16 protein-coding genes and 1 pseudogene are annotated in these 22,541 nt (G+C 70.2%); 10 read left to right on the top strand and 7 right to left on the bottom strand.

Features of this window, described 5'->3' with window-relative positions; genetic code table 11:
- Position 1 precedes the first annotated feature (1 nt).
- From ACTWQR_RS31640 to ACTWQR_RS31615, 6 genes are all read left to right on the top strand, one after another.
- Positions 2 to 901, top strand: a complete 900-nt coding sequence (locus tag ACTWQR_RS31640; RefSeq protein WP_443230637.1) for a branched-chain amino acid ABC transporter permease — start codon at positions 2 to 4, stop codon at positions 899 to 901.
- Positions 885 to 1,970, top strand: a complete 1,086-nt coding sequence (locus ACTWQR_RS31635; protein ID WP_443230636.1) for a branched-chain amino acid ABC transporter permease — start codon at positions 885 to 887, stop codon at positions 1,968 to 1,970. Before ACTWQR_RS31640 ends, ACTWQR_RS31635 begins: the two co-directional genes overlap by 17 nt.
- Positions 1,967 to 2,716 carry an ABC transporter ATP-binding protein gene (locus ACTWQR_RS31630; protein ID WP_443230635.1) on the top strand — a complete coding sequence of 250 codons (750 nt, stop codon included), beginning with the start codon at positions 1,967 to 1,969 and terminating at the stop codon, positions 2,714 to 2,716. The genes ACTWQR_RS31635 and ACTWQR_RS31630 overlap by 4 nt, the downstream gene beginning before the upstream one ends.
- On the top strand, positions 2,706 to 3,494 hold the full coding sequence (locus ACTWQR_RS31625; protein ID WP_443230634.1) for an ABC transporter ATP-binding protein: 789 nt from the start codon (positions 2,706 to 2,708) through the stop codon (positions 3,492 to 3,494). The genes ACTWQR_RS31630 and ACTWQR_RS31625 overlap by 11 nt, the downstream gene beginning before the upstream one ends.
- A gap of 76 nt (positions 3,495 to 3,570) precedes the next feature.
- Positions 3,571 to 4,536, top strand: a complete 966-nt coding sequence (locus ACTWQR_RS31620) for a LamG-like jellyroll fold domain-containing protein (protein WP_443230633.1) — start codon at positions 3,571 to 3,573, stop codon at positions 4,534 to 4,536.
- Between the two features lie 54 nt (positions 4,537 to 4,590).
- Complete coding sequence (locus ACTWQR_RS31615) at positions 4,591 to 6,687, top strand: PQQ-dependent sugar dehydrogenase (RefSeq protein ID WP_443230632.1); 2,097 nt, start codon at positions 4,591 to 4,593, stop codon at positions 6,685 to 6,687.
- A gap of 58 nt (positions 6,688 to 6,745) precedes the next feature.
- Here the strand turns inward: ACTWQR_RS31615 and ACTWQR_RS31610 are convergent.
- Positions 6,746 to 6,976: pseudogene (locus ACTWQR_RS31610) on the bottom strand (hypothetical protein); the annotation flags it as partial.
- A gap of 698 nt (positions 6,977 to 7,674) precedes the next feature.
- Between ACTWQR_RS31610 and ACTWQR_RS31605 the strand changes: the two are divergent.
- Positions 7,675 to 9,360: a ribonuclease J gene (locus tag ACTWQR_RS31605; protein WP_443230631.1), complete on the top strand. Its 1,686-nt coding sequence runs from the start codon at positions 7,675 to 7,677 to the stop codon at positions 9,358 to 9,360.
- A gap of 172 nt (positions 9,361 to 9,532) precedes the next feature.
- Positions 9,533 to 10,249 carry a spermidine synthase gene (locus tag ACTWQR_RS31600; RefSeq protein WP_443230630.1) on the top strand — a complete coding sequence of 239 codons (717 nt, stop codon included), beginning with the start codon at positions 9,533 to 9,535 and terminating at the stop codon, positions 10,247 to 10,249.
- A 29-nt stretch (positions 10,250 to 10,278) separates the two neighbouring features.
- On the opposite strand, the gene ACTWQR_RS31595 is transcribed toward ACTWQR_RS31600, so the two are convergent.
- The 4 genes from ACTWQR_RS31595 to ACTWQR_RS31580 form a co-directional block, all read right to left on the bottom strand.
- Complete coding sequence (locus tag ACTWQR_RS31595; RefSeq protein WP_443230629.1) at positions 10,279 to 11,112, bottom strand: ABC transporter ATP-binding protein; 834 nt, start codon at positions 11,110 to 11,112, stop codon at positions 10,279 to 10,281.
- A 64-nt stretch (positions 11,113 to 11,176) separates the two neighbouring features.
- Complete coding sequence (locus ACTWQR_RS31590; RefSeq protein WP_443230628.1) at positions 11,177 to 11,959, bottom strand: ABC transporter permease; 783 nt, start codon at positions 11,957 to 11,959, stop codon at positions 11,177 to 11,179.
- Complete coding sequence (locus ACTWQR_RS31585) at positions 11,956 to 12,828, bottom strand: ABC transporter permease (RefSeq protein ID WP_443230627.1); 873 nt, start codon at positions 12,826 to 12,828, stop codon at positions 11,956 to 11,958. Before ACTWQR_RS31585 ends, ACTWQR_RS31590 begins: the two co-directional genes overlap by 4 nt.
- Entirely contained in the window at positions 12,825 to 13,802 is a 978-nt protein-coding gene (locus ACTWQR_RS31580; protein ID WP_443230626.1) for an ABC transporter substrate-binding protein, read from the bottom strand. The genes ACTWQR_RS31585 and ACTWQR_RS31580 overlap by 4 nt, the downstream gene beginning before the upstream one ends.
- Positions 13,803 to 14,499: 697 nt before the next feature.
- Here ACTWQR_RS31580 and ACTWQR_RS31575 point away from each other — a divergent pair.
- Complete coding sequence (locus ACTWQR_RS31575) at positions 14,500 to 15,348, top strand: PaaX family transcriptional regulator (protein ID WP_443230625.1); 849 nt, start codon at positions 14,500 to 14,502, stop codon at positions 15,346 to 15,348.
- A gap of 45 nt (positions 15,349 to 15,393) precedes the next feature.
- On the opposite strand, the gene ACTWQR_RS31570 is transcribed toward ACTWQR_RS31575, so the two are convergent.
- Positions 15,394 to 16,863, bottom strand: coding sequence for a protein kinase domain-containing protein (locus ACTWQR_RS31570; RefSeq protein WP_443230624.1), 1,470 nt, complete (start codon positions 16,861 to 16,863; stop codon positions 15,394 to 15,396).
- Positions 16,864 to 17,293: 430 nt separating this feature from the next.
- A complete protein-coding gene (locus ACTWQR_RS31565; RefSeq protein ID WP_443230623.1) occupies positions 17,294 to 18,967 on the bottom strand; it encodes a peroxidase family protein in 1,674 nt (557 codons plus the stop codon).
- Between the two features lie 547 nt (positions 18,968 to 19,514).
- On the opposite strand from ACTWQR_RS31565, the gene ACTWQR_RS31560 reads away from it, so the two are divergent.
- Positions 19,515 to 22,475: an AAA family ATPase gene (locus ACTWQR_RS31560; RefSeq protein ID WP_443230622.1), complete on the top strand. Its 2,961-nt coding sequence runs from the start codon at positions 19,515 to 19,517 to the stop codon at positions 22,473 to 22,475.
- Positions 22,476 to 22,541 lie beyond the last annotated feature (66 nt).

Genomic DNA, 22,541 nt, shown 5'->3' with positions numbered 1-22,541 from the left:
CATGCTCCTGGCCCTGCCGTCCGCGAGCCTCGTCTTCCAGAGCATCGTTCTCGGCGTGCTGCTGGGAGGGCTCTACGCCCTCCTGGCGGCCGGCCTGACCCTCTACTTCGGCGTCATGCGCGTCGTGATGATCGCCCACTCCGCGTTTCTGATCCTCGCCGCCTACCTCGCCTGGTACGCCCACCGGGAGACCGGCGTCGACCCGCTCCTCACCCTCCTCGTCACCGTCCCGCTGTTCTTCGTAGCGGGCGTGGCCATGCAACGGCTGCTCCTCACCCGGCTGCGCCCGGCGACGCTGACCATGATGTCCGTGCTGCTGACCTTCTCCGTGGCCCTCGTCATCGAAGGGCTCCTCGGGTACGCCTTCTCCGGCACCCAGCGCCGCATCCGGCTCGGCTACAGCTCCGCGAGCCTGGAGTTCTTCGGCGCCCGGATCGCGGTGGTGAAGCTCATCGCGTTCGGTCTGGCGGCGGCCGCGCTGCTCGGCCTGTATCTGCTGATGAAGCACAGCCGGTTCGGGCAGGCACTGCGGGCCACGATCCAGCACCGGGACGCCGCTCGGCTCCTGGGGATCGACACCGACCGGATCGCCGGGTACGGCTTCGGACTCGGCCTCGCCACCGCGGCCGTCGGCGGCACGGCACTCTCCCTCGACACGACCATCTACCCGTCGCTGCTCTGGCACTGGATCGGCCCGCTGATGGCGATCATCGTCGTCGGCGGCCTCGGCAGCGTGCCCGGGGCGGCGATCGCCGCGATGGCCCTCGGCCTGATGCAGAGCCTGCTGCAACTGGAGCTCAGCACGACCTGGGCACAGACGGTCTTCTACGTCGCGCTCTTCGCCACCTTGGCCGTCCGGCCGCAGGGATTCTTCGGGGGTCGGCTTGCCCAGAGATTCTGAACGCACAAGCCCGTGGCGCCTGGCCCTTCAACTCGGAGCCCTGCTGGCCTGCGTCGCCGTCGCACTGTCCTTCCCGTCCATGGCCCCGAGCCCGTACGAACTGACCGTGGGCATCGCCATCCTCAACTACGCGGTGCTGTCCACCTCCTGGAACTTCGTCGGCGGCTTCACCGGCTACATCTCCCTCGGCCACGGCGCCTTCGCCGGGCTGGGCGCCTACACGACCGGCCTGCTCGTCACCAAGGCCGAACTCCCCTCCTTCGCCGCGCTCTTCGTCGCCGCGGCCCTGGTGGCCCTGCTCGCCGTGCCCGTCGGTTACGCCGCCCTGCGGGTGCGCGGCGCGTCCTTCGTCATCGTCTCCATCGCGCTCGTACTGATCCTGCTGCTGGTGTTCCAGAGCTGGGCCTCGTTCACCGGCGGCTCCCGCGGCCTGGTCGTGCCGCGGCCGTTCCCCGGCATGCTGCGCTCCGAGCACCACGAGGTCTTCTACTTCCTGTTCCTCGCGCTGCTCGCGCTCGCACTGCTGGCCTGGTGGGTCATCGACCGGTCCCGGTTCGGCATGGGGCTCAAGGCGATCCGCGAGGACGAGGACAAGGCCCAGTCCCTCGGCACCCCCACCTACACGTACAAACTCGTCGTCTTCGTGGTCTCAGCGACGTTCACCGCGCTGGCCGGAGGGCTCTACGGGCTGTGGTTCGGCGACCTCGACCCGGTGTTCCAGTTCTCGATCCTGAGCGGGGCGTACATGGTGCTGATGGCGCTGCTGGGCGGCGTACGCCATCTGTACGGGCCGCTGCTCGGGGCCGTGATCGTCGGGTACGGGCTCGAATACTCCAAGCTCGAGTACGGGGACACCCCGCTGCACCTGGTCTTCGCCGGGCTCCTGCTCGGCGTCGTCGTGATGTTCATGCCGGACGGCGTCATCCCGGCCGTCGCCGGCCTTCTCGCCCGCGTCTTCAAGACCGGCGAGACCTCCATCCGCGAGGTCACCGCGGCCGAACTGCGCGACGAGCGCGAGGCGGAGCCCGCGCCGGGATCACCGGACCCGAAAAGGGAGGTCAGACAGTGAGCGCGGAAGAGAGTGAGCCGGGGCTCGCGACCGTCGGGCTCACCAAGGCCTTCGGCGGAGTCACCGCCCTGGACGCCGCCACCGTGTCCTTCCGGCACGGCAAGGTCAACGCCCTGATCGGGCCGAACGGCTCCGGCAAGACCACCTTCTTCAACTGCGTCACCGGCATGATCCGGCCGGACGCGGGCCGCACCACGTACCGGGGCCGGGACATCACGGCCAAGCCGCCACACCGGATCGCCCGGGCCGGCATCGGTCGCTCCTTCCAACTGTGCCGCGTCTTCCCCCGGATGACGGTCCTGGACAACCTGCTCGTCGCCGTACGCCCCGCGAACCTCGCCGCCCAACTCGCGGGCGCCCGCAGGCGCGAGGAGACGGAGCGCGCCCGGGGCTGGCTGGCCCGTATGGGCATCGAGCACCTGGAGAACGCGGAGGCGCGCAACCTCTCCTGGGGGCAGCAGAAGCTCCTCGAACTGGCCGGGGTGCTGATGAGCGACCCCGAGCTGATCCTGCTGGACGAACCGGCCGGCGGGGTGAACCCCGCGCTCATCGACCGCATCTGCGACCTGGTACGCGAACTCAACGCCGAGGGGAGGACCTTCCTGATCGTCGAGCACAACATGGACCTGGTGATGAGTCTCAGCGACCACATCGTCGTGTTCGACCGCGGCCGGCCGATCGCCGAAGGCCCGCCCTCGGTGATCCAGTCCGACGAACGAGTCCTCGGGGCATACCTTGGCGTCTGACTCTGGCTCCTCTTCCTCCGCTTCCAACCCTGACTTCCTTCTCGAACTCGACGACATCCGCGCCGGATACGGACGGGCGGCCCTGGTGCTGCGCGGCCTGACGGTCCGGGTCCCACCCGGTTCCGTCGTCTGCCTGGTCGGCCCGAACGGCGCGGGCAAGTCCACCGTGCTGAAGGTCGCCAGCGGGCTGCTCGTGCCACGCTCCGGCCGGGTCCTGGTCGACGGCGAGGACGTCACCGGCCGCGGGCCGCAGCAGTTGCTCGCCGCCGGAGTCGCCCATGTCCTGCAAGGGCACAGCGTCTTCCGGGAGATGACAGTCGCCGAGAACGTGCTGCTCGGCGGGTACACGATCAAGGACAAGGCGGTCGTCGCCGAGCGGGTCGACTTCGTGCGCGATCTCTTCCCGCTCGTCGCCGAGCGCTGGACGAGTCTGGCCGGGCTGCTCTCGGGCGGACAGCAGAAGCAGGTGGAGTTCGCCCGCTCGCTGATGGTCAGGCCCAGGGTGGTGCTGCTCGACGAGCCGTCCATGGGGCTCGACCCGAAGACGACGGGCATCGTCTTCGAGCAGATCGTACGGATGCGGGAGGCGGGCACGGCCGTACTGCTCGTCGAGCAGAACGCCCGCCGCGCGCTGGAGACCGCCGACATCGGCTGCGTACTCGACCTCGGACGGGTCCATATGTCCGGTCCCGCACGGGAGTTGCTGGCCGATCCGCAGCTCGGCGAGCTCTACCTCGGAGGGCGGCCCGCGCGGCCACCGGCCTCACCCAAGCGGTGACGCCAGCAAACAAGCGGTGACACAAGCAGAAGAGTGCTGAGCGGTCCTGTAGCGGTCTCGCAAAGGAGCGAGCGACATGTTCGAGCGCGGACGGTACACGGGAGCGGCACTCGCCGCTCTCCTCACAGCCCTCACGACTCTGGCGGCAGCACCGGCCGGGGCACGCGAAGACGGCCGGCCGCCACCCGCCGTCACCGTGCATCCCGGTCTCAGACCCCACCTCGCCGCCCACTACGACTTCGAGCATCCCGTCCCCGGCGACCGTGCGCGGGAACGCGACCGCGGCTTCTCCGGCACCGACATCGACCTCGTCAACGGCGGCGCGCGAATGCGCACGGCCGACGGCGCACATCGCGGCAGCAGGACCTCGCTCCAGGTGCGGCAGGTCGAACCGGACGCGGCGGGCAACGACGACTGGAAGGCGGGCGTGTACTCGGCCTCGGGCGTGCCGACGCTGAACGCCTTCAACGCGGTCAAGGGGACCACCGTCATGGGGTGGTTCAAGATGACCGGCCAGAACCCGAGCCCCAACACCAACACGGCGAACCCGGACGACCTGTACAACGCCATCGGCCTGGCCGGGGTCCTCTCCGGCGACTCCGACGGGCACGCGGTGCGCGCTCTGCTGGAACTCATCCAGGTCGACGGGGAACTGCGGCTCGTCGCCCTCGGACGGCGCATCGACGGTGCGAGCTCCCAGACCTTCGCCGCCTCCGAGGACTGGCGCACCCTGCTGCCGCCCGGCGAATGGGTCTTCCTCGCCGCCACCTTCGACTTCACCTCCGGGGCCATGGCGCTGTACCGCAACGGCGAGCGGCTGGACGGCTTCTACACACTGCCCGGCGACCCCTGGGACCTTTCCGGCCCCGGCCCGCACCGCACCTCCCCCACCGACCCCAGAGGCATCAAGATCGGCGGCAGCTTCCCGCAGAACACGCGCGAGGCCAACCCCTGCGACTGCCGCATGGACAGCCTGATGTTCCTGAACCGCGCCGTGGACGGCGAACTGATTCGCGCGCAGTACCGACTGACCGACTCGTGACCACACCCGCGGTACCGACTGACCGCCTGGTGACCACAAAGGAGTGACACCACCATGCCGAGATCCACCGACCGCCGACACAGACCGCTCCTGTTACTCAGCCTGCTCGCCCTGGTGCTGTCCACCCTGGTCGCCTTACCCGCCCCCACCGCGCAGGCGGCGGAGCCCATCACCGACCCCATACCCGAGCGGCCGGCGGCCTCCGGCATCGGCCTGACCGTCGAGGAGTACGCCTCCTTCCCGAAGACCGAGCCAACGCCCGGACCGGTCACCGACCCTCGCCTGGTCCGCCACGCCCGTATCAACTACCTGAGCGAACTCCCGGACGGGTCAGGCCGGATGGCGGTCCCCGACCTCAACGGCAAGCTCTACCTGGTCGAGGACGGCGGCACACCGCGCGTCTATGCGGACGTCGCCGCGACCTTCGCCCCCGCGTTCTTCGCCAGCAGCGGTCTCGGCCAGGGCTTCGGCTTCGTCACGTTCGACCCCGCCTTCAAGCGGAACGGCCGGTTCTACACCGTCCACACCGAGCGTGCCTCCGACACCACCGCCCAGCCCGACATGCGGCAGGCGGCGGCCACCGCCTACCACGGCGTCGTCACCGAGTGGACGGCCGACGACCCAGCGGCCGACACCTTCAGCGGCAGCCGCCGTGAGCTCCTGCGGATCGGATTCGCGGGCACGATCCACGGCATCCAGCAGATCGACTTCAACCCGACCGCCCGCCCGCACGACAAGGACTACGGCCTGCTCTACCTGGCCGTCGGCGACGGCGGCCGGGGCGCCAGGAACACCGAGCCGCAGAGCCTGGCGCTGCCGCACGGCAAGATCCTGCGCATCGACCCGCGCGGCAGCGACAGCGCCAACGGCAAGTACGGGATCCCGGCGGCCAACCCGTTCACCGGCACACCTGAGGCACTGGGCGAGATCTACGCGTACGGTATGCGCGACCCGCACCGCTTCAGCTGGGACCCGGGCGGGCGCCACCGGATGTACCTCGGCCACATCGGCGAGCACGCCATCGAGTCGGTCTACGAGGTGCGCGCGGGCGACAACCTCGGCTGGAGCGAACGCGAGGGCGCCTTCGCGTTCGACCGGGCGGCCACCGACCCCTGCGCCCGCATCCTCCCGCTCCCCGAGGACGACGAACAGTACGGCTACACCTACCCGGTGGCCGCCTACGACCACGATCCGCCCGCCGGCTGGAACTGCACCTCGGACGTCGGACGCGCCATCGTCGGCGGCTTCGTCTACCGCGGCCATGACGTGCCCGAGCTGCGCGGCAAGTACGTCTTCGGCGACCTCGTCGACGGCCGGCTCCTCTACGCCGACGCGTCGGACATGCGCCGGGGCAGCGAGGAACTGGCTCAGTTGTACGAGCTCATGCTGTACGACGAGAGCGGCGAGCGCGTGTCGATGCGGGACCTGGCCGGTGACGCCCGGGTCGACCTGCGGTTCGGCCGTGACGGCGACGGCGAGCTCTATCTCCTCTCCAAGGCGAACGGCAGGATCTGGAAGGTCACCGGGGCACGGAAGTTCGCCTCCTGCGACACGGACGGTGCCAGGGTCACCGACGTCATGGACGCGCGGAACTGGGCGCCGGTCACCCCCGCCAAGTGGCGTTTCCCGGGCAGCGAGGTGGTCCTCGCCGAGGCCGGAGTCCAACGCCCCGGCCCCCGGCGTCCGTTCGAGTACGCCGTGCTCACGGCGGGCCCGCCCTTCGGTTCCGTACGGATCGACGCCCAAGTGCGCATCGACACCCCCGTCGAGATCACCAACCGGGACGTGATCATCGTGTTCGGGTACCAGTCCGACACGAAGTTCCTCTACGCCCACCTCTCGACGGACAACACGATCTACCCGCACAACGGGATCTTCGTCGTCAACGACGCCGACCGGGTCCGCATCGAGGACCAGTGGAACGGCACCACCGGCGCCCCACCGGCCATTACGGACGCGGCCTGGCACAGCGTGCGGGTGGTGCACTGCCCCGGCACCGGTGAGATCGCGGTTTACGTCGACGGCTCGAAAAGGCCCCTGATGACCGCGGTCGACACGACACTCACCTCCGGCCGGGTGGGCTTCGGGTCGTTCGACAACACCGGGCGGCTGCGCGGCCTGAAGGTCACGGGGGCGCCGGTGGCCGAATGAGGGAAGCGGACGGGCACCACCCGGGGAGCTCGCGGGCGGACAGCCACTTCAACGGGTTTCACAGGACGCTCTCCGGGTCGTTCGCGGCGAGACCTGTAGCTGTGAGGGGGTGGCCGAGCGCTGTCTCTCCTCGAACCGCGAAGGCGGGTGCCCGTGGAGAGAGTCGCTCACGGTGCATCGGCGTTCCCGAGCCGGTCAGTGGAGCGCCCGTTCCGCCCCGTCGGGCGGCGACGATCTCCGCCGCGATGGAAAGGGCGGTCTCCTCGGGCGTACGGGCAGCGAGGTCAACCGGGCGACTGCCGCCGGCTCGCCCCGGGCGGCGGCAGACAGGGCCGCCGCCAGGTCCGTACGGCACGGCGTGTCCGCTCTCACTGTCGCCGCGGGACCGTCGCCCTGCCTGCCCGCTTGCCCGCCATCACCTTTGCGGCCGTCGCCGGACCCGCTCCGGGTCAGCCCGGCAGCGATCGCCGGGCCCGTGACGGTTGTCATGGGCACCCTTTCTCCGACCGAGGCCGGGGCGGCGCTCGATCTCGGGCGAACGCGGTTCGGAGGTCGTACCGCCCTCCGTGGTGGCCGCCGGAGACTGGCCGGAAAGCACCCGACGCAACCCGTGCCTCCGCCGACTCGCTGCGCGCCGCACACTCGGCCTGACTCCAAGGAGTTGGTGCGCGTGACAGCGAGTGAAACCGGGGGGCCTGGCCGGGCTGTCGTTCAGGCGCTTACGGTGCGGTGCCGGGCGGGGCGGGGCGACCGGAGAATTTGTCCCGCGTCAGACTTGAGTGCCTGCAGAGGGCGAGGGCACAGGGGGTTCCTCTACATCGAATGGACCAGCGCCAAAGCCCGCCAGGAGGCCGCACCGCGAGCTGTGCAGACCCTCCGTGTAATCGGGACGATCCGGGGCACTCGCTGCGAGGGACACCTCTCGTCGGAAAAGAGAGACCGCACAGTAATGGATCACGTCCTCCAACTCTCCGGTAACGTCACGGTATGAGCCATCCGCATCCAGAGCTGACCGCCGCCCCGCCGCTGCCCGAAAGGGGGCTGCGGGTCATCGCCCTGGGCGGCCTGGGTGAGATCGGCCGCAACATGACCGTCTTCGAGTACGCCGGCAAGCTGCTCATCGTCGACTGCGGCGTGCTGTTTCCCGAGGAGACCCAGCCCGGCGTGGATGTGATCCTGCCGGACTTCACCTCGATCCGGGATCGCCTGGCCGACGTCGTGGCCGTGGTGCTGACCCACGGGCACGAGGACCACATCGGGGGCGTGCCGTATCTGCTGCGCGAGCGGTCCGACATCCCTGTCGTGGGCTCGAAGCTGACGCTGGCGTTCCTGGAGGCCAAGCTCAAGGAGCACGGCATCCGGCCGCGCACGGTGCGGGTACGTGAGGGCGACCGGCGCGGGTTCGGCCCCTTCAACTGCGAGTTCGTGGCGGTCAACCACTCCATCCCGGACGCTCTCGCGGTCGCGATTCGGACCGGTGCCGGAATGGTGCTGCACACCGGCGACTTCAAGATGGACCAGTTCCCGCTGGACGAGCGCATCACCGACCTGCGCGCCTTCGCCCGCCTCGGCGAGGAGGGCGTCGACCTCTTCCTGACCGACTCCACCAACGCCGAAGTGCCCGGCTTCACCGTCTCCGAGCGCGAATTGAACCCGGCGATCGAGCAGGTCCTGCGCACCGCGCCACGCCGCGTGATCGTCTCCAGCTTCGCCAGCCATGTGCACCGTATCCAGCAGGTCCTTGACGCCGCTCACCAGCACGGCCGCAAGGTCGCCTTCGTGGGCCGGTCGATGGTCCGCAACATGGGTATCGCCCGCGACCTGGGCTATCTGAAGGTTCCGTCCGGCCTCGTGGTCAGCATGAAGGAACTGGAGAAGCTCCCCGACCACAAGATCACTCTGGTGTGCACCGGATCCCAGGGCGAGCCGATGGCCGCGCTGTCCAGGATGGCCAACCGTGATCATGTGATCCGTATCGGCGAGGGAGACACGGTGCTGCTCGCCAGCTCCCTGATCCCGGGCAACGAGAGTGCCATCTACCGGGTGATCAACGGGCTGACCCGGTGGGGTGCCCATGTCGTCCACAAGGGCAACGCGAAGGTGCACGTCTCCGGGCACGCCAGCGCCGGTGAACTCGTCTACTGCTACAACATCGTCAAGCCGCGCAATGTCATGCCCGTGCACGGCGAGTGGAAGCACATGCGGGCCAACGCCGACCTGGCGATCCGTACGGGCGTCGATCCCGACCGGGTGGTCATCGCCGAGGACGGTGTCGTCGTCGACCTCGTCGACGGCCGCGCCTCGATCACCGGCAAGGTGCCCGCGGGCAACGTCTATGTGGACGGCATGGAAGTCGGCGGCGCCACCGAGGCCTCCCTCAAGGACCGCCTCACCCTCGCCAACGAAGGCGTCGTGACGGTGGTCGCCATCGTGGACGCCGACACCGGAGCCCTCGCCGAGACCCCCGACTTCCTGGCCCGCGGATTCGTCCACGACGACACCACCTTCGAACCGGTCATCCCGGTGATCGAGAAGACGTTGGCCACCGCGGCCGAGGAGGGCGTCGGCGACGCGCACCAGCTCGAACAGCTCATCGCCCGTGCCGTGGCGTCCTGGGCGTTCCGGACCTACCGCCGCAAGCCCCTCATCATCCCCGTCATCATCGACGCCTGAGCCGGGGACGACCGTCGGCTTCGAAACCCGGCCTCGACGTACGGCGAGCAAGGCCGCGTCGCCCGGCTCGGCGTACGGCGAGCAAGGCCGGGTCGCCGCCGCTTGAACCGTGGCGGACGGAGAACCCCCAACCCGTGGCAGGGCAGTGAGCAGGGCAGAGAAAGGTGCATGCATGAGCGCGCGCTTCGAAGAGATCGCCTGGAGCCCGACACCTCTGGGGGACATCAGTCTGCGGCGTCGGCGGTTTCCGGCGTCGGAGACCGATGTGTACGAGGTGAAGCTTGGGGACGAGTTCCTCATGTCCAGCCTCTTCACCGCGGGAGAGATCGCGCTGGCCCGACTCGGACTGGCACAACTGCCCGATGCCGATCTCGACGTCGCGGTGGGCGGGCTCGGCCTCGGGTACACCGCCCAGACCGCCCTGGACGACTCCCGGGTCCGGTCCCTGATCGTGGTCGAGGCACTCGGCGAGGTGATCGACTGGCACGAGCGCCATTTGGTGCCGCTTGGCGCCCGCCTGGCATCGGATCCCCGCTGCCGACTGGTCAAGGGCGACTTCTTCGCGGCGGTCGGCGATCCCGTCGGCCTCGATCCGCGGTCACCGGGCCGCCGCTTCCACGCCGTCCTGCTGGACATCGACCACTCGCCGCGCCACGTACTGAATCCACGCCACGCAGCGCTCTACCAGCCGTCAGGGCTCCGCACCCTTGCCGATCACCTCCACCCCGACGGCGTCTTCGCCCTCTGGTCCAACGACCCGCCGGACGCGCAGTTCACCTCCACACTCGCGGAGGTCTTCGCCGCGCCCGAGGCCCACGTCGTCGACTTCGACAACCCGCTCCAGGACGGCATCGCGACCAACACCGTCTACGTGGCGCGGAAGAAGTAGCCGATGACGTCCCACCCGTGTGCGGCCCCTCAGTGTTCGGTCTTCTGCAGCGCCGGCTCGGGTGTCCGGTCCATGACTTGGGCGTCCGTGTCGCCGTTGTGGTGCTTGGCCCGCTGGATCTGCTCGTAGACGTGGGCGCGCAGTTCGGCGAAGCGGGCGCTGGAGCGGGTGTGCAGCTGGTCGCGCTCGTCGGGGAGGTCGATGGTGAGGTCCTCCTGCACGATGGTCGGCGACTTGGACAGGATGATGGTGCGCTGGCCGAGGTAGACCGCCTCGTCGATGTCGTGGGTGACGAACAGGACGGTGACGCCCAGGTCGCGCCACAAGCGCCGGATGAGGTCCTCGAGTTCGGCGCGGGTCTGTGCGTCGACGGCCGCGAAGGGCTCGTCCATGAGCAGGACCTTCGGTTCGTACGCGACGGCGCGGGCGATGGCGACGCGCTGCTGCATTCCTCCGGACAGCTGCCACGGGTAGGCCTGGTGGGCGTCGCCCAGGCCGACCACCTCAAGGGCGTGGTCCACGAGTTCCCGCTCACGTGCCTTGCCCAGCTTCTTGCGGCGCAGTGGCAGGGCGACGTTGTCACGGACGTTCATCCAGGCGAACAGGGAGCGGCCGTACTCCTGGAAGACGACGGCCATGCCGGCCGGGGGCCCGGCGACCGGCCGGCCCTCCAGGCGCACCTCGCCCCGGGTGGGGGCGAGCAGCCCCGCCATGCACTTCAGCAGGGTGGTCTTGCCGCAGCCCGACGGCCCGACCATGCACACCAGTTCGCCGGCGTCGATGTGAAAGCTGAGGCTCCGCAACGCCTCCACGTTGCGGTGCCGACCGGTGTAGATCTTCTGCAGGTCTCGTACGTCGAGCATCGACGCCTCCTTGGTGCACGGGTCCGGCGCGGCGGACGGTCAGTCAGTGAGTCCGGTCGGTCGGTCAGGGATTGCGCTGAGCGCGGCGCAGGCCGTGGTACCAGGCCAGGGCGCCGTTCTCGGCGAATCGGAAGAGGAGGGACAGGAGGAAGCCGAGGATGCCGAGCAGCAGGACACCGCTCCACATCTCGGGGATGGCGAACGAGCGCTGGAACTGCACGATCGTGAAGCCCAGGCCGTTGCTGGCGGCGAACATCTCGCTGATGACCATGAGGATGATCCCGATCGACAGGGCCTGGCGCATGCCCGTGACGATTTGCGGGCTCGCCGCACGCAGCACCAGGTGCCGCAGGCGGGCGGTGCCGGTGATGCCGTAGGACCGGCAGGTGTCGCTGAGTACGTCGTCCACGGCGCGGACGCCCTCGACGGTGTTGAGCAGGATCGGCCACATGCAGCCGCTGACGATGACGAGCACCTTCATGGTGTCGCCGATGCCGGCGAACAGCATGATCACCGGCACGAGCACGGGCGGCGGGATGGCCCGGAAGAGTTCGAGGACCGGTTCCAGGACGTCCCGTACGGCCCGCCGCATACCGACCACCAGGCCGAGTCCCACGCCGACGACCACGGCGAGGAGGTAGCCGGCCGCGAGGCGCAGCAGACTCGGTACGGCGTCCGACAGCAGCCGCTCCCCCGTCCAGACCTGCCCGAAGCTCTCCAGGATGTCGGCCAGCGGCGGGAAGTAGAAGTCGGTGCTGTCGGCGGTGGTGTACCACCAGACGGCGAAGAGGAGCGTGGGCAGGCCCAGAACGAGCAGGCCGCGTCGGAGGACGGTGAGGACGGTCATGCGGCCACCTCCATGCGTACGGACTGGTGCCAGTGCAGCGCCCGTCGCTCGACCGCCCGGGTCACCAGGTTGACGGCGACGCCGAGCAGCCCGGTGACCAGGACCAGGGCGTAGACCTGCGGCACGGCCCCGGAGGTCTGCGCGACGGCGATCTCGTGGCCGAGACCGGGTGCGCCGATGACGAGTTCGGCGGTGACCGCGAGGATCAGCGCCACGGTGGCGGCCAGCCGTACGCCCGTCATCACGTACGGCAGCGCGGTGGGCCACATCACGTGGCGCAGCCGCCCCCAGGTGCCGAGCCGATAGCTGCGGGCGGTGTCGTTCGCGACCGGGTCGACGTCCTGGATGCCGGCCAGGACCTGGACGAGCACCTGCCAGAAGGAGGCGTACACCACGAGCAGCAGCTTCGACCTGAGGTCGGCGCCGTAGAGCAGGACCGCGACCGGGATCAGCGCGACGGACGGGATGGGGCGGAGGAACTCGATGGTGGAGGCGGTCACCGCGCGCAGCACGGGCACGGAGCCGATGACCAGTCCGGCCACCACGCCCGCCACGGCGGAGATCGCCAGGCCAAGGCCCCAACCGGTGAGGGTGTCGCCGAGCGCGGTCCAGAACGCCTGCTCGGCGAGCAGGTGCCACAGAGCGCGTACGGTCACCGAGGCCGGCGGCAGGTAGTCGGCCGACACCAGGCCGGTGTGCGGCAGCACTTCGAGCACCGCGACGAGCCCGGCCAGGCCGGCCAGGCCGCGCAGCGGGGTGACGGCCCGGTCCGGGATGCGGTGGGCGCGGGCGAGGGCGGGGGCACCGCCGGGACCGGTGTCGGTCCCGGCGGTCTGCGCCACCACAGGGGCGATTTCGGAGCGCGTCATGAGAACAGGGCGTCCAGGTCGGGCTTCTTGTCGCCGAAGAGGCCGTCCTTCTCTCCGAGCGAGGCCAGCTTCTCCAGAGAGGCCATGTCGATCTCCGCCGGCCAGCTGGGCAGGGTGAGGTTCTTCAGGACGTCGCCGCTGATCTTCGTGTAGGTGGTGAGGACCTGGCGGGCCTCGTCCGGGTGGTCGGAGGCGTACTGCAGCGACTCGGTCATGGCCGCGGTGAACTTCTTGACCAGGTCGGGGTTCTGTTGCGCGAGCTTGGTCGAGGTGAAGTACGTCGCCACGGTGAGCTTCGGGTCGGTCTCGGCGAACGGCGACGCCACGACGCGGGCACCCTGCCCCTTGGCGATCGTCGTCGCGGGCTCGCCCATCCAGGCGGCGTCCACCCGCCCGTCGTCCAGTGCCGCCGGCATCTGGTCGAACGGTATCTCCACGAACTTGACCTTCGACGGGTCGCCGCCGGCCTGACGGACCGACTCGCGCACCGTGGTGTCCCCGATGTTCTGCAGGGTGTTCACCGCCACCGTCTGCCCGGCGAGGTCCTTGGCCGACTTGATCGAGCTGTCCTTCTTCACCGCCACACCGGTGACGTCGGCCCCGACCTTGCCGTTGGAGGCCGCACCGTTGACCACGGACTTGACCGGCACGCCCTTGACCTGGGCGATCATCAGCGACGTGGTGTTGCTGAAGCCGAACTGGAACTGGTCGCTCACCACACCGGGGATGATCGCCGCGCCGCCCTGGGCGCTCACCATCTCCAGTTCGATGCCGCGGCTGCTGAAGAACCCCTTCTTCTGACCCAGATAGAGCGGGGCCACGTCGACGATGGGAATGATGCCGACCTTGACCTGAGTGGTCTTGCTGTCGCCCGCGGGCGACGAATCACTCGACCCTGAGTCGGACGACCCGCATCCGGCCGCGCCGACGACCGTGATCACTACTGCGGCAAGACCGAGAATGCGCCTTTGCATGGGCCCCTCCTGACGGAAGCAACTGTGAACGTGGGAACAATCCGAGGTGACGGAACGAGTCGCGCGGCGGCCTGCGGACTCCGGGAACGCATCTGCGACCGACACCGAGTCGGGTTCCGGCCCGGTCTCGGTGTCGGACGCTCCCGGAGCCCGGCCGCCGGACGCGCGGACCTGCGACGACGCGGCAGCAGAGGTGGGGAGTAACCACGGCTGTCGTGTCGCGACTCGTCAGCCCATCCGAATGTTGTGCACTTTCTTGACGGCCGCAATCTACACACCTATCTTCGCGCTGTCAGTACTCCGGACAAGAGAGGCTCCGACAGCTTCGACGCCTGCACCGCAACCCCCTTGAAACCCCCGGTCGCACGCGCCGGCGGGCCGTGGCCACGGCCCGCCCCGCCGCGTCCTCGCCCCACCGAGAGGGAGTTCCATCTGTGAAGCCCCGCACGAGAACCCGCGCACTCGGCGGCCCGGCGGCCCGGCCGTCCCCTGTGCGGCCCGGTCCAGGTCGGCGGCCCCTGGAACGAGGCCGATCCCGACGGCCTCAACGCCCGCGCCGCGAGAGCCGGCCCTACCCCACCTGCCCGCTGCACGCCCTACCCCCGTCCCCATGACCTCGCCCGTCCCTCCGACCGGCACCGGGGCCGGCCCCGGACGGCCCGCCAGGTCCCCAGCGGGCGGCCGTACCCTGTCCGACGTGCACGACGAGACCCCGCAGGCCGCCGAGGAAGCCCCCACCGGACCGCAACTGCGCCCCCAGTCGCTCATGTTTGCCCTCTTCGGCGGCTACGTTCTGGAGCAGGAATCCGGATACGTGTACTCGGGCAGCATCATCGAAGTGCTGGCCCGCGCCGGAGTCGGGGAACAGGCCGTCCGGTCCACCTTCACGCGCATGGTCAACCGAGGTCTGCTGCAGCGTCAGCGCCAGGGACGCAGGATGTACTTCGGCCTGACCGAACAGGCGGCACAGATCCTGTGGGACGGAAAGAAACGCCTCTGGGAGACCGGCGCGGTCAACGACGACTGGGACGGTACCTGGACGCTGCTCGGCTTCTCACTGCCCGAGTCCTGGCAGCGCCAGCGGCACGATCTGCGTTCCCGGCTCACCTGGTCGGGCTTCGGCGCCCTGTACAGCGGCCTGTGGATCGCACCCGGTGACATCGACGTCTCCGAACTCGTCTCCGAACTCGGCCTCGCGGCCCACGTCAAGACCTTCCACGCCACGGCCGGCGAGGCCACCGACATAGGCCTGATGATCCGTGACACCTGGGAGCTGGACAGCGTCGGCGCCCGGTACGCCGACTTCGACAAGCGCTGGAGCGCCTGGCTCGAGACCGGTTCCGGCGACCCGCTGGGCACCCGGCTGCGCATGATCAGCGAATGGCTCGACATCATCCGTACGGATCCACGGCTGCCCGCCCGGCACCTGCCCTCCGACTGGCCGGCCCGGTCGGCCCAGGAGACCTTCCACCGCATCGCGGAACAGACCGAGGCCACCGCTCACCGGATGGCCACCGAACTCCTGGTGGCCCTGCGGTCGCCCTGAAACGAGGGGCGGGACTGGTGTGGCGGTGGTCGTTCGGCCTCTGATCTAGTCCGACGGCTCGCGGAACGTCTTCAGTACGGTCTTCAACGCCTGCTGATTGTCCGGGTTGTCCCAGTCGGCGGCCGGGGTCGTCCAGCGGATCGAGAAACCCCGGCCGCCCCCGATGAGGAAACCCCGGCCAAAAGTGCGCACGCGCTTGCCCTGGGACTCGGCGAGCCACTCCATGTCGGCCGCCTTGTGACCCCGGTAGGTCGTCGCTCGGATGTCGCCCAACCTGTCGAATCCGGACCGCTGTCGCAGCGAGGGCTCGACGTCGTCCCGCCACACGGCGACCGGGTCCTTGCCGACGCGCGTGCTGTAGGTGACGGCCAGGACCCGTGGGTCGTCGTCGGCACCGAAGACGACCCGGTAGGAGAGGTCGTCGGCGCCGGTGCTGAGGCGCTTCCAGCCCTCGGGGAGGGCGACGGCGAAGCCCTCTGGTGCCTTGTAGACGCGAAAGCCGGCCGGCAGGCCCGCGGTGGCGGAGGCCGAGGGGGATGAGGGGGATACGGGGGCTGCGGGGGCGGAGGCCGAGGGGGACTTGGTGCGGCCGGCCGAGGGAGACGCGGTGGGGCCGGCGGTGCGGGGCGGCGCCGTGGTGTCGTCGGTCCTGTCGCCGGGAGGGACGACGGAGGCGGTGGGAGAGGCGGTCGCGCCGGATTCGGCGGAATCGGCGGAATCGGCACCGGGGCGTTCGAGGGTCGCGGCGAGGGCGGTGACCGTCACGGCGACGGCGGCGACCGCGGCCGCGGCCGCGATGAACGTCGCGCGGCCGAAGTTCGGTCCGCCCCGGTTCTTGCCCCCGAGGAAGCGAACCGACAGCCGTGCCCGTGGATCCGTCTTCTGCACCGCCTCGGGATCCTCGCTGACGATCCTGGTGAGGGCTTCACGGACGACCGGGCCGGTGATCCGTTCGCGGGGGTCCTTGCGAAGCAGCCCCTGCATGGTCTGGGCGAGCGGGCCGGCACGCCGCGGCGAACGCGACGGCAGCCGCTCGACCGCCTTGAGGGTGGCCTCCGGCCGGCCGCGGTCGCGGAAGGGGGGACGCCCCTCGGTCATCGTGTAGAGCAGCGCACCCAGTGTCCACAGGTCGGCCGGCGGACCGCACGGCTCACCGCGTGCCTGTTCCGGGGATGCGTATGCCGGCGCGCCGAGTCGCACCGGGGGGTCGCCGCCCGCCAGGCCGAAGCCGGTGACGACCACGCCACCGTGATCGCGCACGAACACCTGGCCGAGGCTGAGTTCGCCATGGGTGATGCCCCTGCCGTGCGCGAGCTCCAGCACGTCGAGGAGGTCCAGCCCGATGCGAGCGGCCCGTACATAGTTGAACGCGCCCTGCTGATCGAGGAGTTCACCCAGGGGCACGCCGTCGATCCACTCGACGACCGTCCACAGCGTGCCGAACTCCTCCACGACGTCGATGACGGTCGCCACCCCGCCGGGACACAGCAGTCCCATGGCCTCGGACGTGCGCATGATCCGCCCGACAGTCCCGCGTAAGGAGTCCATCCCTCCATCGAGCGGAAGTTGAGCCTGCGTCAGCAATCGCGGCCGCGCGCACTCGGTGTCCTCGCCATACCAGCAGACGCTGTTCACTTCACGGTGGACAACCTCGTGGAGGCGGTACCTCCCGGCAACCAACCCGTTTGCAGCGGCACCCGCGTCGCCCATGGCCATCCCTCGCTGAAACCCTTGCCCTGACGTTCCTAAGGAGTACGCAGTGGGCTACGGCCTGTGTTCAACGGATCCGCAATCGCTGATTCCCAATGTGGTCGTCACGCCTGGCTCGTGAGTGCCTGCCCTCGTCAGTGGCCGCCTTCGGGGAAATCTCCACGGAGCACACGTGCGCCCCCGCCGATGCAGGTCGGCGGGGGCATGGGGGCACGGCTCAAAGGGTGCCGGCGCGTCAGAGGACGCCGGCGAATCGGAGGAAGTCCGCGATCGTGCGCACCGGCCGGCCGCTCGGGAGCAGGACGCCCCGCGCGGGGCTCCAGCTCGCCTGGTTGACGTACGAACCGGGGTCCTTGCGGATCTGGCCGATGAGTGTCTCGGCGACCATGCGGCTGCCGACCTCTCCGAGCCGACGACCGAGCTCCCTCACCTCGGCCTCCTTCAGCACGTAGAACCACAGGGGGGTCCTGTCGAACAGGCCGCCCGTCTCAAGGACGTTCTTGACCTCGGCGCTGCTGCCCTGCTCGAGCTCCGCGCGGCTGAGGGGTGCGACTCCGAGCTCCGCGGCCACTGCCTGGCCGGTGGGGACGGCCAGCCGGTAACCGCGCAGGAGGTTGCGCTGAGCGAGGTGCTTGAGGAGTTTGCTGATCCGTTCCGACATCTCCGGAGGGGGGTTGCCCTCGTTGCGCATATCACCGAGCGGTGGCACGAGCCTGGTGTCGATGAGCCGCGCGAAGCGGTTGGCGAACTGGCTGTTCCTGTCGACCATCCGGTCCCACTCCACCGGCCAGTTCGCCGGGAGCGTCGGCTCCGAGTCGGAGAACCCGCCCTTGCCGGTGAACTGGAAGAGCAGGTTCAGGCTGGCTGCTCCGATGACAATGTTGCCCGGGCGACCGAAGTTGCGGTTCCAGTCGTAGGCACCGCGCACCATGCTGTGGCCGAAGCGGAAGGCCGCCACCGAGAACTCGATGGGCATGTAGGTGCCGCGCCGGTCCATGTCGAGCAGGTTTCCCTCCGCGGTGTCCACACGGTCGACGACGTCGGGACGTGCCACCGTGCGCAGATAGTCGTGCACGCACAGCCACTGGTAGGTCCACCGGGTGAGGTTCCTGGCCCGCAGGAAGATCTCGGCGTCCGACTCCCACTCGGGTTCGTTGTCCCGCACCCAGTCGACCGCAGCGTTGTGGAACCGCAGGAACGCCACGTGCAGTTGGGCAACCACGAGGTTCTCGTCGTTGCGGGCGTCGCCGACGAGCGGGCTGCGGCCATCCTTCCGCGGCAGGTCCCGTTGCATGTCGTCGACCGGGGGGATCAGTACGCCCCCGCCGTCGGGGAGCGGCGAGAGCAGGCCCAGCCGGAACTTGATCCCGTCGTAGGGAACGGCGTCCTTGTCCGCCGCCGGTGCCGCGAACGGCCCGTCGCCGTAGACCGAGTCGAGGTTCAGCGCCGGGATCCGCAGGTTCTCAAGCTTCTCGATCACCTCGCCCGGTTCGATGGGCGGCAGGGTCTCATCGGTGATGTTGATCTTCGTGTCGTTGTCGGTCGCGGCCGTCAGGTCATGGTCGACGAACTGGCCCCAGTACGTGTAGATCGGCGGAATCGGTGAGTTGAGCTGCGGGTCGCGCACCTCGTCCTGGGCCTCCACCATCGCCTTGCCCAGTTCGAGCAGGGCTATGACGACCTTTTCGTGGTCGTCCTCCGGCAGGTGGTGTGCCGGGAACTCGTCCGCGAGGCGGGAGAACAAGTAGTCGAAGGAAGTGGTACCCGTATGGGCCGCGGTGGTGGCGGGCTCCTGAACCACCGCGCTCAGCGGACTCATCTCCTCGCCTTGGCCCGCACTGTCGAGAATCGCATGACCGCCGTGCGCGAGATTCGTGATCACCCGCGGGAACTGTCCCTGCTCAGCCATCCCGTGCCCCTTTCCCGTCTCGGAACAGGCGAGCATTCCCGAACGGTCACACCACGGCATCGGGGAACTCCCTACCTCCGCCCGAACACGCGCTCCCGCGTTCTCCGGCAGCGCGTTCCACGAGAACGCCTACGCCATCCGCCGTGTGACCGGCGCCGGATGCACATGGCAGGGCCTACGCGCCAGGGCTCACCGGCGCGACCGCGCCGTACGGAGGCCGCCGTAGCCTCATTGCCCGGAGACGCGGAGTGACCCGATCTCCGCGGGGCGTCGGTCATGCGGACCCCCGTACGGCAGGAGTGCGCTCTGCCACGGTCGGTGACCTCGGCCGTCTCCGGCCTGCCGGCCCCTCCCCTGTGCCACGGGAGACCGTGCGACCGCGTCGCGGCTTCACTGTCCGGCGTCGCGGCTTCACTGTCCGACGTGTCGGCCCCTGCCCGGTCTGTCGGTAAAACTCCCCGACACCACCCACGCCGATCACCCTCCCGGGCGCACCCTGGTGGCATGAGGTACGGCCGCAGGGGAGCGGCAGTTGTACGGGGGCGTCATGGAAGAAACAGCGATGACAGGCGTGCCGACGGGCGGAGCGGCACGCGACCCGGTCCGCGTACCGGGCGGCGACTTGGGTGTGAACGGACCGGCGCTCGCCTCGACGCACGGACCGTTGGATGTGAACGGACCAGTGCTCGCCGCGACACCCGGACCGTACTGCGTGGTTCCTGCGTTACCCGACGAGGCGACGTCCCTCCCTCGTCCCGTCGCCCTCGTCGGCCGGCAAGCCGAACGAGACCTGGTGAACGGCCTGGTGGACGCCCTGCCCGAGCGGGGCGGCGCTCTGCTGCTGAGCGGTGAACCAGGAATCGGCAAGAGCATGATGCTGCGCCACGCGGCAGCCCGCCACGAAGGCGCCCAGGTGCTGTGGGCCTGCGGAGTGGAGTCGGAAGCCGTACTGCCGTACGCGGTGCTCGCTGACGTGCTGCTGCCGCTCCGCCGCCACTTCGGCGAGCTGCCGTCGGCCCAGCGCCGAGCCGTGGAGGGCTGTCTGGCGCTCGCGGATGTGGCCGAGCCGAACCCGTACGCGGTGTGCGCGGGCGCGCTCGGCGTGCTGGCCGCGGCCGGGGAGGCGCGGCCGCTGCTGGTCCTCGTCGACGACCTGCACTGGGCCGATCCTTCGTCTCGCCAGGTCTTGCAGTTCGTGGCCCGGCGGCTGGCCACGGAGCGAGTGGCCCTGGTCATGGCCGCGCGCAGTGGGCAGGTGGAGGACGGGATCCAGGAGAGCGTGCCGCACGCCGCGCTGGGGCCGCTGACGGAGGACGAGTGCTGGACGCTGTTACGGCGGCAGTCGCTCGACCGGGCGGATCCGGCGGCGGGCCGGATCGTACGGCTGGCGCACGGCAACCCTTTGGTCCTGGTGGAGTACGCGGCGGCGCTCGCCCGGAACCGTGCGTGTGGTGCCGAGCCGTGGGACGACTCGTGGGAGGCACCCGGGCCGCTGGTGGAGCGCGCGTGGCGCGGACAGCTGCGCATACTGCCCCCGCGCAGTCGAGAGGCGCTGGTGTATGTCGCCGCCAGTCGAACCCCGCAATGGCCCCTGCTGCAACGGGCGTTGGCATCGGACGGACTCACGACCGCCGATCTGGACGCGGCCGAGGCCGCCGGGCTGGTGCGGATGCGGGACGGCGCGTGCGAGCTGCGGCATCCCGTGCTGCGGCCGGTGGTGCTGGCACAGTGCGCCACGGTCCGGCGGCTGGAGGTGTACCGGAGACTGGCCGCTCTGAGCTCGGGGGAACTGCAGACCTGGTACCTGGCCGCGGCCGCCCCTGGTCCGGACGAGTCGGTCGCCGCTCGCCTGGTGTCCGACGCCCGGCAGGCGCGGCAGCGCGGGGCGTTGGCGGCTGCCGCGCCCGCCTGGCGCCGTGCCGCCGAGCTGTCGCCGGACCCCGCGGACGCGGCTCGCCGACTGTTCGAAGCCGCACACGACGCCTTCTACGGCGGTACGACGCGCGACGCCGCCGAGTGGTGCGAACAGGCGCTGTCGCACAGCCGGGACCCGTTGCTCACCGCGGACATCGAGTTGCTGCGCGGCCGGGCCTGCACCTGGCTCGGAGATCCGCGCCGCGCGCACCAGCTGCTGGTCGGCGCCGCCCGCACGGTGGAGTCGGTGGACCGCTCACGCGCCTGTCAGCTGTACGGGGCCGCGGTGATGCCCGCGACGATGGACGGGCGGATGCGCGGCGCGTGCGACATCGCGGCCCGCTGCGAGGAGTTGGCGGAGGGCACGCGCGGCGCCCAGCGTCGGCACGCCGCCGTCATGCGCGCCCGGGCACAGACTCTGGGCGGCGACGTGAGCGAAGGCCGTACCGCCCTGCTCGCGCTGCTGGAGGAGACGCGCGGCCGACCCGGCCCCGAGGAACGTCAGGTGACGATGGAGATCGCGCAGGGCCTGTCCTGGACCGGCGACGGGGACCCCGCCCGCCGTGTACTGGACACGGTGATCGAGGGGATGCGGCGCGACAACTCCCCGGCGCTCCTGCCGTACGCGCTGCTGGCGCGGTGCGAGGTGGAGATGTGGTCACGCTGGCCGATGGCCCGCGCGGACGCCACCGAGGCGCTGCGCTGGGCGGAGGAGTTCGGGCATCTGGCGATGACGGGTCACGCGCTGGTCCAGCTCGCGCGGCTGGATGCCCTGCGCGGCGACTTCGCGGACTGCCTGGAGCGCGTGGCGCGGTACGAGCGCTGGTGCGGTGGTCGGCTGCGCGGGCTGGCCCTGTTCGCACGCGGTGCCCTCGGTACGTGCGCATTCGCCGCCGGTGATCCGGAAACGGCGCGTACGCATCTGGAGGCGGCGTTCGCCCTGGCGGACGAGATGGGGCTGGTCAATCCCTCCCTCATGCCGTGGGTGGCGGACCTCGCCGAGGCCAGTCTGCGTACGGGGGCGAGGGAGGGGGCCGTCGCCGTCGCGGACTGGCTGCGGGAGCGCGACACGGCGACCGGTCTCGCGTGGCCGGCGGCCGCGCACGCCCGCTGCCGGGTGATGCTCGCGCGGTCCGCCGAGGAGGCCGCCGACTGGCTCGCCGTCGCGGAACGCGTCCATGCCGGCAAGGAGATGGCCTTCGAGTGCGCTCGGACGCGGCTCGTCGGAGGAGAGGTGCTGCGCCGGTTCCGGCGGCCGTCCGCGGCACGGGAACCGCTGCTGCTCGCACAGCGGACGTTCACCGCGCTTGGCGCGGTTCCGTGGACGGTCCGAGCCGAGGCGGAGGTCGCGGCAACCGGGCACCGCACCGCAATCCACGGGACCGAACCGCCACCGGTGGCCCTGCTCACGCCGCAGGAGCTCCAGGTGGCGCGCGCCATCGGCGAGGGACTCAGCAACGTGGAGGCCGCCGCGTCGCTGTTCCTGTCCCGCAAGACGATCGAGGCGCATCTCACCCGCGTCTACCGCAAGCTGGGCGTCCGTTCACGCTCGGACCTGGCCCGCTGCCTGGCCCATGCCGGGGTCACGGGGTGACGGGCCGCGGTTCGGAGCCCAGAGGCCGGCGGACGCACACCTCTCGCGGATCCCGCGACACGTCTG

It is taken from the genome of Streptomyces sp. 2A115, from assembly GCF_052245575.1.
Lineage (GTDB): Bacteria > Actinomycetota > Actinomycetes > Streptomycetales > Streptomycetaceae > Streptomyces.
The sequence above is the reverse complement of the archived record's forward strand: the minus strand, read 5'-3'. Positions and strand labels throughout refer to the sequence as shown.